Origin of the sequence: Lutibacter sp. (assembly GCF_013041805.1) — a bacterium.
Classification (GTDB): domain Bacteria; phylum Bacteroidota; class Bacteroidia; order Flavobacteriales; family Flavobacteriaceae; genus Lutibacter.
This window is the reverse complement of the sequence record NZ_JABDRI010000047.1, coordinates 1-12,806: the sequence shown is the minus strand read 5'-3', so window position 1 is coordinate 12,806 and position 12,806 is coordinate 1. Positions and strand designations below refer to the sequence as shown.

The 12,806-nt window shown below is 32.9% G+C and carries 11 protein-coding genes and 1 tRNA gene; all 12 read left to right on the top strand.

Going from position 1 to position 12,806, the window contains the following annotated elements:
- Window positions 1–64 (top strand): hypothetical protein (locus tag HKP59_RS12835; RefSeq protein WP_363288943.1); only part of this gene is annotated, 64 nt, incomplete at its 5' end.
- Window positions 65–132: 68 nt separating this feature from the next.
- A tRNA-Trp gene (locus tag HKP59_RS06735) sits at window positions 133–205 on the top strand.
- Between the two features lie 14 nt (window positions 206–219).
- Window positions 220–408 (top strand): preprotein translocase subunit SecE, encoded by a 189-nt coding sequence (secE, locus tag HKP59_RS06730; protein ID WP_291804806.1) that lies wholly within the window; start codon window positions 220–222, stop codon window positions 406–408.
- 15 nt (window positions 409–423) lie between these two features.
- Window positions 424–975, top strand: a complete 552-nt coding sequence (gene nusG, locus HKP59_RS06725; RefSeq protein WP_291804804.1) for a transcription termination/antitermination protein NusG — start codon at window positions 424–426, stop codon at window positions 973–975.
- 71 nt (window positions 976–1,046) lie between these two features.
- The gene (rplK, locus tag HKP59_RS06720) at window positions 1,047–1,490 is read left to right on the top strand and encodes a 50S ribosomal protein L11 (RefSeq protein ID WP_291804801.1); all 444 of its coding nucleotides are present in this window, start codon (window positions 1,047–1,049) and stop codon (window positions 1,488–1,490) included.
- A gap of 15 nt (window positions 1,491–1,505) precedes the next feature.
- Window positions 1,506–2,195: a 50S ribosomal protein L1 gene (gene rplA / locus HKP59_RS06715; protein ID WP_291804797.1), complete on the top strand. Its 690-nt coding sequence runs from the start codon at window positions 1,506–1,508 to the stop codon at window positions 2,193–2,195.
- A gap of 24 nt (window positions 2,196–2,219) precedes the next feature.
- Complete coding sequence (rplJ, locus tag HKP59_RS06710; protein WP_291804794.1) at window positions 2,220–2,735, top strand: 50S ribosomal protein L10; 516 nt, start codon at window positions 2,220–2,222, stop codon at window positions 2,733–2,735.
- Between the two features lie 45 nt (window positions 2,736–2,780).
- On the top strand, window positions 2,781–3,155 hold the full coding sequence (rplL, locus tag HKP59_RS06705) for a 50S ribosomal protein L7/L12 (protein ID WP_291804791.1): 375 nt from the start codon (window positions 2,781–2,783) through the stop codon (window positions 3,153–3,155).
- A 121-nt stretch (window positions 3,156–3,276) separates the two neighbouring features.
- Complete coding sequence (gene rpoB, locus HKP59_RS06700) at window positions 3,277–7,092, top strand: DNA-directed RNA polymerase subunit beta (protein WP_291804790.1); 3,816 nt, start codon at window positions 3,277–3,279, stop codon at window positions 7,090–7,092.
- An 81-nt stretch (window positions 7,093–7,173) separates the two neighbouring features.
- On the top strand, window positions 7,174–11,448 hold the full coding sequence (gene rpoC, locus HKP59_RS06695) for a DNA-directed RNA polymerase subunit beta' (RefSeq protein ID WP_291804789.1): 4,275 nt from the start codon (window positions 7,174–7,176) through the stop codon (window positions 11,446–11,448).
- A 2-nt stretch (window positions 11,449–11,450) separates the two neighbouring features.
- The gene (locus HKP59_RS06690) at window positions 11,451–11,765 is read left to right on the top strand and encodes a DUF3467 domain-containing protein (protein WP_291804787.1); all 315 of its coding nucleotides are present in this window, start codon (window positions 11,451–11,453) and stop codon (window positions 11,763–11,765) included.
- 101 nt (window positions 11,766–11,866) lie between these two features.
- Window positions 11,867–12,806, top strand: a 940-nt coding sequence (locus HKP59_RS06685; RefSeq protein ID WP_291804784.1) for a TonB-dependent receptor plug domain-containing protein, incomplete at its 3' end; no start/stop codon positions are given.

Genomic DNA, 12,806 nt, shown 5'->3' with positions numbered 1-12,806 from the left:
ATTTGCGATACGCGAAGGTGGCCGTACTGTGGGTGCCGGAGTGGTAACTAAAATCTTAGACTAAGAAAGTCGACCTGAACTTAGGCCAGTGCAAAGAGTGGTTACTACGGTAGCCACTCTTGTGCACTTTACACGGGTGTAGCTCAGTTGGTAGAGCACTGGTCTCCAAAACCAGGTGTCGGGAGTTCGAGTCTCTCCACCCGTGCAAAATTTTAAAGAATGAATTTAGTTGATTATATAAAAGACTCTTTTGATGAGTTGCGTAACAAAGTTTCATGGATTTCTTGGGAAGAAGCTCAAAAATCTACTGTTGTTGTCGCTATTTTTACAATATTGTTTGCATTAGCCGTCTTTTTAGTAGACAAATTTTTTCAAACAGGTTTAGGAGAATATTTTAAATTATTTTAATTTATAAATTTTATTATGACTGATTCTGTTAAAAAATGGTATGTAGTAAGGGCTATTGGAGGTCAAGAGAATAAGGTGAAATCTTATATTGAAAATGAGATAGCTCGTTTAGGTATGACTGATTATGTTGATAGTGTTTTAGTACCAACAGAAAAAGTTATTCAAATCCGAAATGGAAAAAAAATACACAAAGAACGTGTTTATTTTCCTGGGTATATTATGATCGAAGCAAATTTAAGTGGAGAGTTGCCTCATATTATTAAGTCAATAACAGGAGTTATTGGTTTTTTAGGGGAAGTAAAAGGTGGCGAACCAGTTCCAATGCGAAAATCAGAAATAAACCGTATGCTTGGTAAAGTTGATGAATTATCAGTTCAAAATGATAATGTTGCAATACCATATGTGATTGGTGAAACGGTTAAAGTGATAGACGGACCTTTTAATGGTTTTGATGGTACTATCGAAAAAATTAATGAAGAAAAGCGTAAGCTTGAAGTAATGGTTAAGATTTTTGGAAGAAAAACACCATTAGAGTTAAGTTATATGCAAGTAGATAAAATTTCATAATTGTTACAGTAATTTGTGATTTTGCATATTTGCTTCCAATAAATATGTGATTTCTAATTTAAGATTAAAAAATGGCAAAAGAAGTAAGTAAAGTAGTTAAATTACAAGTTCGTGGAGGTGCGGCAAACCCATCACCACCAGTTGGACCTGCTTTAGGTGCTGCCGGAGTTAATATTATGGAGTTCTGTAAGCAATTTAATGCTAGAACTCAAGATAAACAAGGAAAAGTTTTACCCGTAGCTATTACAGTTTATAAGGATAAATCTTTTGATTTTGTTGTTAAAACTCCACCAGCGGCTGTTCAAATATTAGAAGCGGCTAAAGTTAAAAAAGGTTCTCCAGAACCAAACCGTCAAAAAGTAGCATCAGTTAGTTGGGATCAATTGAGAACAATAGCTGAAGATAAAATGGTAGATCTAAATGCATTTACTATTGAATCAGCTATGTTAATGATGGCAGGTACTGCGCGTTCAATGGGAATTAAAGTAAGTGGAAAAGCTCCAGTTAAACAATAAAACAGTTATTATAAAATGGCAAAATTAACTAAAAAGCAAAAAGAGGCACATGCGAAGGTTGACAGAACTCAATCTTACTCAATAAGTGATGCTTCAGCTTTAGTAAAAGAAATTACTTCTGTAAATTTTGATGCATCTATTGATTTAGCTGTTAGATTAGGAGTAGATCCTCGTAAAGCAAATCAAATGGTTAGAGGGGTAGTTACATTACCTCACGGAACTGGAAAAGATGTTAAAGTTTTAGCATTAGTAACTCCAGATAAAGAAGCTGATGCTAAAGAAGCTGGTGCGGACTATGTTGGTTTAGATGAATACCTTCAAAAGATTAAAGCAGGATGGACCGATGTTGATGTTATAATTACAATGCCTAGTGTTATGGGGAAATTAGGTCCTTTAGGTCGTATTTTAGGACCAAGAGGTTTAATGCCTAATCCTAAGACTGGTACTGTAACGATGGATGTTGCAAAGGCAGTAGCAGATGTGAAAGCCGGTAAAATTGACTTTAAAGTTGAGAAAACTGGTATTGTTCATGCTGCAATTGGTAAAGCATCATTTGATGTTGATAAGATAACCGAAAATGCTCAAGAATTAATTCAGACATTAGTGAAATTAAAACCAACCGCATCGAAAGGAACGTATATTAAAAGTATTTACTTATCTAGTACAATGAGTCCTGGAATAAGTGTAGATGCAAAATCAGTTTAATTAAGAAGTTAAAACTTAGAAATTATGACGAGAGAAGAAAAATCACAAGTAATAGAAGCTTTAACAACACGATTAACTGAAGGTAATATCATCTATTTAGCAGATATTTCAGGATTGAATGCTTTAGATACATCTAATTTACGTAGAGCTTGTTTTAAAGCAAACATAAAATTAGCGGTTGTTAAAAATACATTGCTTGAAAAAGCAATGATAAAATCTGATAAAGATTTTGGAGAATTACCATCTGTATTAAAAGGAAATACATCATTAATGTTTTCTGAAACAGGTAATGCTCCGGCAAAATTAATTAAAGAATTTCGTAAGAAATCAAAAATGCCACTTTTAAAAGGTGCGTATGTTGAAGAAGCTATTTATGTTGGTGATGATCAACTAGATATGCTAGTTAACATTAAATCTAAAGAAGAGTTAATTGGAGATATTATTACATTGTTACAATCACCAGCTAAAAATGTTGTTTCAGCATTGCAATCTGGAGGTAGTAAATTATCAGGAATTCTGAAAACATTATCAGACAAATAAATAAGTGCACGAATAAACTAAATAATAAAAATTAAACAAAGAGAAATGGCAGATTTAAAAGATTTCGCAGAACAACTTGTTAACTTAACAGTGAAAGAAGTAAATGAGTTGGCTAATATTTTAAAAGACGAATACGGAATTGAACCAGCAGCAGCAGCTGTTGCAGTAGCAGGTCCAGCAGCAGGTGGAGAAGCAGCGGCAGCAGAGCAATCAGAATTTGATGTGATTTTAAAAGCAGCAGGACAATCTAAATTAGCAGTTGTTAAATTAGTTAAAGAATTAACTGGTTTAGGATTAAAAGAAGCTAAAGGTATCGTTGATAGCGCACCAGCTCCTATTAAAGAAGGAATCTCTAAAGATGAGGCTGAAGGATTAAAAGCGTCATTAGAAGAAGCAGGAGCAGAGGTTGAGCTTAAATAAGCTTTTACCAGCTAAAACAATTTAAGGTTTAGGTCTTGGGTATATCCTCAGACCTAAACCATTTTGCGTATATATTCGTTCTTATAATTTAATAGTTTTTTTTAACCTAAAGTTTTGACCATTGGCCACTAAACAATTCACCGAAAGAATAAACTTTGCATCAGCAAAATTGGTAATGGAATATCCAGATTTTCTAGATATTCAAGTAAAATCATTTCAAGATTTTTTTCAATTACAAACCAAAGCTGACGAACGAAGTACAGAAGGATTATATAAAACCTTCCTAGATAACTTCCCAATTACTGATACTCGTAACAATTTTGTGTTAGAGTTTATCGACTACTTTGTAGATCCTCCTAGATATTCAATACAAGAATGTATTGAAAGAGGTTTAACTTATTGCGTGCCTTTAAAAGCGCGTTTAAAATTGTACTGTACAGACCCGGAGCACGAAGATTTTGAAACAATCGTTCAGGATGTTTATCTTGGAACAATTCCTTATATGACTCATAGTGGTACTTTTTGTATCAACGGAGCCGAAAGAGTTGTAGTTTCTCAATTGCATCGTTCACCAGGTGTTTTCTTTGGACAGTCATTCCATGCAAACGGAACAAAATTATATTCAGCAAGAGTTATTCCTTTTAAAGGTTCTTGGATTGAGTTTGCAACAGATATCAATCAAGTAATGTATGCTTATATTGATAGAAAGAAAAAATTACCAGTAACTACATTGTTTAGAGCAATTGGTTACGAAAGAGATAAAGATATACTTGAAATATTTGACCTTGCTGAAGAAATAAAGGTTTCAAAAAGTGGTCTTAAAAAAGTCTTAGGTAGAAAATTGGCGGCACGTGTTTTAAAAACTTGGTTTGAAGACTTTGTTGATGAAGATACTGGAGAAGTTGTTTCTATTGAAAGAAATGAAATTGTATTGGATAGAGATACAATTTTAGAAAAAGAACAAATTGAAGAAATTGTTGAATCAGGTTCAAAAACTATTTTATTACACAAAGAAGATAATGAAATGGCTGATTATGCAATTATTCATAATACGCTACAAAAAGATCCAACAAATTCAGAAAAAGAAGCTGTTGAGCATATTTATAGGCAATTACGTAATGCTGAACCGCCTGATTTCGAAACGGCAAAAGGTATTATTGATAAATTATTTTTCTCTGAACAACGTTATAACTTAGGTGAAGTTGGACGTTATAGAATGAATAAAAAACTTGGGCTAAACGAGGATATTGATCAAAAAGTTTTAACTAAGTTAGATATTATTACCATTATCAAAAATTTGATAAAATTAGTAAATTCAAAAGCTGAAGTTGATGATATTGACCACTTATCTAATCGTCGTGTTCGTACAGTTGGAGAGCAGTTAGCTAGCCAGTTTGGGGTAGGTCTATCTCGTATGGCTCGTACCATTCGTGAACGTATGAATGTTCGTGATAATGAAGTGTTTACACCCATTGACTTGATTAATGCTAAAACGTTGTCTTCAGTTATAAACTCTTTTTTTGGTACAAATCAATTATCTCAATTTATGGATCAAACAAATCCATTAGCAGAGATTACACACAAACGTAGATTATCAGCATTAGGACCTGGTGGTTTATCTAGAGAGAGAGCAGGGTTTGAGGTTCGTGATGTTCACTACACACATTATGGCCGTTTATGTCCTATTGAAACTCCTGAAGGACCAAATATTGGATTGATTTCATCTTTGGCTGTTTTTGCAAAAGTGAATAATCTTGGGTTTATTGAAACTCCATATAGAGAGGTTACCGAGGGTAATGTAAATATTACAGAAGCACCAAGATATTTAAGTGCTGAAGAAGAAGAAGGAATGAAGTTCGCACAATCGAATCTTCCTTTAGATGAAACTGGAAAATTTGTTGCAGATAAAGTTATCGTTCGTGAAGAAGCAGATTATCCTGTAGTTGAGCCTACTAAGGTAAACTTTATGGATGTCGCTCCCAACCAAATAGCATCTATCTCAGCATCTTTAATTCCATTTTTGGAGCATGATGATGCGAATAGAGCATTGATGGGGTCAAATATGATGCGTCAGGCTGTACCATTATTAAGACCAGAATCTCCAATTGTGGGAACTGGTTTAGAGCTTAGAGTAGCAAAAGATTCACGTATTTTAATGAACGCTGAAGGTGCTGGAGTTGTAGAATATGTAGATGCAAATACTATTGAAATTAAGTATGATAAGACTGATGAAGAGCGTATGGTAAGTTTTGATGGAGATAGCAAAACTTATAACTTAATTAAATTTAGAAAAACAAACCAAGGAACCTCAATTAATTTGAAACCAATTGTACAAAAGGGTGATAGAGTTGAGACAGGACAAGTACTTTGTGAAGGATATGCAACTCAAAAAGGAGAACTTGCTTTAGGAAGAAATATGAAGGTTGCCTTTATGCCTTGGAAAGGATATAATTTTGAGGATGCAATTGTAATTTCAGAAAAAGTTGTAAAAGAAGATATCTTTACTTCTATCCATATTGATGAATACTCTATGGATGTTAGAGATACTAAATTAGGTGCTGAAGAATTGACTAACGACATACCAAATGTTTCAGAAGAGGCTACAAAGGACTTGGATGAAAATGGAATGATTCGAATTGGAGCTGAAGTAAAACCTGGTGATATATTAATAGGTAAAATTACTCCTAAAGGAGAGTCAGATCCAACGCCAGAAGAAAAATTGTTAAGAGCAATTTTCGGAGATAAAGCCGGAGATGTAAAAGATGCATCATTAAAAGCTTCTCCTTCTTTAAGAGGTGTCGTTATTGACAAAAAATTATTTGAACGTGCTGTAAAAGATAAATCTAAAAGAGCGCAAGATAAAGTTAGTATCGCTAATTTAGAAAGTAAATACACAGCTAAATTTGAAGAATTGCGCTCAGTTTTAACAGATAAATTATTTACCTTAATTAGTGGAAAAACTTCTCAAGGGGTATTAAATGATTTAGGAGAAGAAATACTTCAAAAAGGAAAAAAATTCACTTTAAAAATGTTGAATTCTGTACCTGATTTTGCTTATTTAACGCAAGGTACTTGGACAACAGATGATCATATTAATAAATTAGTTGTTGAATTAATTCATAACTATAAAATTAAAGTAAATGATTTACAAGGAAGTTTACGTCGTGAAAAATTTACTGTTTCAGTTGGAGATGAATTACCAGCAGGAATTTTAAAACTGGCAAAAGTATACATTGCTAAAAAACGTAAATTAAAAGTTGGAGATAAAATGGCGGGTCGTCACGGTAACAAAGGTATTGTTGCTCGTATTGTTCGTCAAGAAGATATGCCATTCCTAGAAGATGGAACTCCGGTTGATATTGTATTGAACCCATTAGGTGTACCGTCACGTATGAATATTGGTCAGATTTATGAAACAGTTCTTGGTTGGGCTGGTCAAAAATTAGGGACCAAATATGCAACTCCAATTTTTGATGGTGCCACTATTGATCAGATAAATAAGATAACTGATGATGCAGGGGTGCCACAATATGGACATACGTACTTATATGATGGAGGAACAGGTCAACGTTTCGATCAAAAAGCTACTGTTGGTGTTATTTATATGATTAAACTTGGTCATATGATTGATGATAAAATGCACGCACGTTCTATTGGACCGTACTCATTAATCACACAACAACCACTTGGAGGTAAAGCTCAATTTGGAGGTCAGCGTTTTGGGGAAATGGAAGTTTGGGCACTTGAGGCATATGGAGCTTCAAGTACTTTACGTGAAATCCTAACAGTAAAATCAGATGATGTTATGGGTAGAGCCAAAACATACGAGGCTATTGTAAAAGGAGATCCGATGCCAGAACCTGGATTGCCAGAATCTTTTAACGTATTAATGCACGAGCTTAAAGGTCTTGGGTTAGACGTTAGATTAGAGGAATAACAATTTAAAGATAGTTAGGAGTTTAGTCTCCTAACTATTTAATATATTTTTACATTTTTAAAATTCGAATCCATCATTATTATGGCAAGAAAAAACGATAAATACACTGTAAAAAAGTTTAATAAAATTTCAATTGGTTTAGCATCTCCAGAAGCAATTCTTGAGAAATCAAAAGGAGAAGTATTAAAACCAGAAACCATTAATTACCGTACACATAAACCTGAAAGAGATGGATTGTTTTGTGAACGTATTTTTGGCCCAATAAAAGATTATGAATGTGCTTGTGGAAAGTACAAAAGAATTCGTTATAAAGGAATTGTTTGTGACCGATGTGGTGTTGAAGTAACTGAGAAAAAAGTTCGTAGAGACAGAGTAGGACACATTAATTTAGTGGTACCAGTAGCACATATTTGGTACTTTAAATCATTACCTAACAAAATGGGATACCTTTTAGGTTTACCATCAAAGAAGTTAGATATGATTATTTACTACGAACGTTATGTTGTGATTCAGCCAGCTGGAGCTAAAAATGCTGAAGGAGAACCATTGCAAAAAATGGATTTCTTAACAGAAGAAGAATATTTAGATATTCTTGAAAGTTTTCCAGTTGAAAATCAATATTTAGATGATAATGACCCAGATAAGTTTATTGCTAAAATGGGAGCAGCTTGTTTAATTGATTTATTTAATCGTATTGATTTAGATGAATTGTCTTATGAATTACGTCATAAAGCAAATACTGAAACATCAAAACAGCGTAAAACTGAGGCGTTAAAAAGATTAAATGTTGTAGAAGCATTCAGAGATGCAAATAAAAACAGAGAAAACCGTCCTGAATGGATGATAATGAAAGTAATTCCGGTGACTCCACCAGAATTGCGTCCATTAGTACCATTAGATGGAGGTCGTTTCGCAACATCAGATTTAAATGATTTATACCGTAGAGTAATTATTCGTAACAATCGTTTAAAAAGATTGGTTGAAATAAAAGCTCCTGAAGTTATTTTACGTAATGAAAAACGTATGTTACAAGAATCTGTAGATTCATTGTTTGATAACACACGTAAATCTTCAGCAGTTAAAACAGAATCAAATCGTCCACTAAAATCATTATCAGATTCTTTAAAAGGAAAACAAGGACGTTTTCGTCAAAACCTTTTAGGTAAACGTGTTGATTATTCAGCTCGTTCTGTAATTGTTGTTGGACCTGAATTAAAATTATACGAATGTGGATTGCCAAAAGATATGGCAGCTGAATTATACAAGCCTTTTGTAATTAGAAAATTAATCGAAAGAGGTATTGTAAAAACAGTAAAATCAGCAAAGAAAATTATAGATAAAAGAGAGCCTGTTGTATGGGATATTTTAGAAAATGTTTTAAAAGGACATCCTGTATTATTAAACCGTGCTCCGACGTTACACCGTTTAGGTATTCAAGCGTTTCAACCAAAATTAATTGAGGGGAAAGCGATTCAATTGCATCCATTAGTTTGTACAGCATTTAATGCCGATTTTGATGGGGATCAAATGGCGGTGCATTTACCTTTAGGTCCTGAGGCTATTTTAGAGTGTCAGTTATTAATGTTAGCATCTCATAGTATTTTAAATCCTGCAAATGGGGCACCAGTTACTGTTCCTTCTCAGGATATGGTATTGGGATTATACTATATGACTAAAGAGAGAAAATCAACTCCAGAATATACAGTGAAAGGTGAAGGTTTAACTTTTTATTCACCTAAGGAAGTAACGATTGCTTTTAATGAAAAAGCGGTTGATTTAAATGCAAGTATTAAGGTTAGAACTAAGGACTTTAATGAGCAAGGTGAATTAGTGAATCAAATTATTCAAACTACTGTTGGTAGAGTTTTATTTAATGAAGTTGTACCTGAAGAAGCTGGTTATGTGAATGAAGTATTGAATAAAAAATCGTTAAGAGATATTATTGGTAAAATTTTGAATGTAACAGATGTACCTACTACTGGTAAATTCTTAGATGACATGAAATCTATGGGATATTCTTTTGCATTTCAAGGAGGTTTATCATTTAGTTTAGGTGATATTATTATTCCGCCAGAAAAACACACAATGATTGCTGATGCAAATGCTCAGGTAGACAATATTATGGCCAACTATAATATGGGTATGTTAACTAATAAAGAGCGTTACAATCAGGTAATTGATATTTGGGGTTCAACAAACAATCGTTTAACTGAACTTTCAATGAAACGTTTACGTGAAGATCAACAAGGGTTTAACTCAGTATTTATGATGCTTGATTCTGGAGCAAGGGGATCAAAAGAGCAAATCCGTCAGTTAACTGGTATGCGTGGATTAATGGCAAAACCAAAAAAATCTACAGCAGGTGGTGGTGAAATTATCGAAAATCCAATTTTATCGAACTTTAAAGAAGGTTTATCAATTTTAGAATATTTTATATCAACTCACGGTGCTCGTAAAGGTTTAGCCGATACAGCATTAAAAACTGCCGATGCAGGTTATTTAACTCGTCGTTTGGTTGATGTTTCTCAAGATGTTATTATTAATGAAGTTGATTGTGGTACTTTAAGAGGTTTAAATGTTGAAGCTCTTAAAAAGAATGATGAAATCGTAGAAACACTTAGAGAAAGAATTGAGGGACGTGTATCGTTACATGATGTTGTTGATCCATTAACAGACGAATTATTAATAGGAGCAGGTGAAGAAATTTCTTCAGAAATTGCAATAAGAATTGAAAATTCTCCTATCATCTCAGTTGAAGTTCGTTCAGCATTAACGTGTGAAGCTAAGAAAGGAATATGTGCTAAATGTTATGGACATAGTTTATCAACTAGAAAAATGGTTCAAAAAGGAGAAGCTGTTGGAGTTATTGCGGCTCAATCAATTGGAGAGCCGGGTACACAGTTGACACTTAGAACATTCCACGTTGGTGGTGTAGCAGGTAATATTTCAGAAAATAACACTTTAAATACGAAGTTTGCTGGTAAGGCAGTGATTGAAGATTTAAGGACAGTTAAAGGTACTGATGGAGATGGAAATGCAATAGATATTGTAATTTCGAGAACTTCAGAAGTTAAAATGATTGATGAGAAAACTGGCTTAACGCTTAGTGCTAATAACATACCTTATGGTTCTACTATTTATGTTAAAAATGGTCAGAAACTTAAAAAAGAGGATATTATTTGTAAATGGGATCCGTTCAACGGTGTAATTGTATCAGAATTTGCAGGTACAATTAAATTCGAAAATATTGAAGTGGGTATGAACTACCTTGTTGAAATTGACGAACAAACAGGTTTCCAAGAAAAAGTTATCATTGAATCTAAAAACAAAAAAACAATTCCAACACTATTAGTGATGGATGATAAAGACAATGTTATTAGATCTTATAACCTACCTGTAGGTGCACATTTAATTGTTGAAGATGGAGAACGAATCGTGTCCGGAAAAACAATTGTAAAAATCCCACGTAAATCAGGTAGATCTGGTGATATTACAGGAGGTTTACCGCGTGTAACTGAATTATTTGAAGCACGTAATCCTTCCAATCCAGCCGTTGTTTCTGAAATAGATGGAGTAATTGCTTTTGGTAAAATTAAGCGTGGTAATCGTGAAATAATTGTTGAATCTAAATTAGGAGAAATTAAAAAGTATTTAATTAAACTTTCTAATCAAATTTTAGTTCAAGAAAATGATTTTATTAAAGCGGGTATGCCAATTTCTGAAGGAGCAGTAACTCCTAATGATATTTTAAACATAGAAGGACCTGGAAAAGTTCAAGAATACCTAGTAAATGAAATTCAAGAGGTATATCGCTTACAAGGTGTAAAAATTAATGATAAGCACTTTGAAGTTGTTGTGCGTCAAATGATGCGTAAAGTAAAAATTATTGACTCTGGAGATACATTATTTCTAGAAAATCAATTGATTCATAAAAATGATTTTATTGAAGAAAATGATAAAATTTATGGAATGAAAGTAGTTGAAAACTCTGGAGATTCTGAGAATTTAAAAGAAGGTCAAATTATAACTGCACGTCAGTTAAGAGATGAGAATTCTGTTTTACGAAGAGAAGATAAAAATTTAGTAGAAGCTAGAGAGGCTAAACCAGCAACGGCTGAACAAATTTTACAGGGTATTACAAGAGCGTCACTACAAACTAAATCATTTATTTCAGCTGCATCTTTCCAAGAGACAACTAAGGTATTGAATGAAGCTGCTGTTAATGGTAAAGTTGATTATCTGGAAGGATTAAAAGAAAATGTAATTGTTGGTAAACGAATACCAGCTGGTACAGGAATGAGAGATTATGATAATATTATTGTAGGTTCTAAAGAAGAAATGGAATCAAAATTATAATTATGAGCGATCAAAAATCTAAAAAAGAAGGGCAAATTAATATTGAGTTGGATGATAAAATGGCAGAGGGAACTTATGCGAACTTAGCTATAATTAACCATTCAGTTTCAGAGTTTATTGTTGATTTTATAAGTGTTATGCCCGGGCAACCAAAGGCTAAAGTTAAATCAAGAATAATTTTAACCCCTCAACATGCAAAGCGATTGGTGAAGGCCTTAGCTGAAAATGTAAAAAGATTTGAGAAAAATCATGGAGAAATAAAAGATTATGAACAGCCACCAATTCCAATGAATTTTGGACCTACTGGCGAGGCATAAATAAAGAAAACCGAACATTTTGTTCGGTTTTTTTTATTAAAAAATTAGCGGTTTTAATTCAAATTGATAGCTTTGCTCTTATTAATAACGATTTTAAATAAATGTTAAAAGCGATTTACATATTCGTACTAATAGTTTTTTTTACAAATTCCATAAGTGCGCAAAAAGATACTGTTAATCTAAGAGAAGTTGAAATTACTTCTAATAGAATTTCATTACCTTTTTCAAAAAAATCACGTTCTATTAGGGTTGTCACTTCAAATGAAATAGTAAGTTTACCTGCTACAAACGTTGCAGATTTATTACAAAGTATAGCAGGTATAGATGTGAGACGAAGAGGAATAGACGGAATGCAATCTGATTTATATATTCGTGGAGGTAATTTTGATCAAACTTTAGTGCTTATTGATGGTGTAAAAATGGATGATATTCAAACTGGGCACCACACAATGAATGCAATAATTTCATTAGAAAATATTGACCGAATTGAAATTATAAAAGGACCTGCTGCTCGTATTTATGGACAAAATGCTTTTACAGGAGCCATTAATATTGTAACTAAAAATGTGATTAATAATTCTTTAAATCTAAATGTAAATTACGGTTCATTTGAAAATAAAAAAGGAGTAATTTCATTAGGTCAGAAATATAATAATGGAAACATTTTAGCTTCACTCAGTTATCAAGAGTCTGATGGATACAGATTCAACACTGATTTTCAGAATATGGCTGTTTTTATTAAATCAACGCTATCGGTTTTTACGTTGACAGCTTCTTTTACAAGTCGTAAATTTGGAGCGAATGGTTTTTATGCAAGTCCCGATTATATTGATCAATATGAAGAGACTCAAACAAGTTTGGTTGCTTTATCTACTAAATTTGAAAATGAATCCATAAAAATTATGCCTCGTTTATATTGGAGGAGAAATGAAGATATGTATTTATTTTTAAGACAGGATCCTTCATTTTTTAGAAATTTACATATTTCAAACAAAATTGGAGTTGAAAATAATGTTGTAATTAATTCTAACTTAGGTAAAA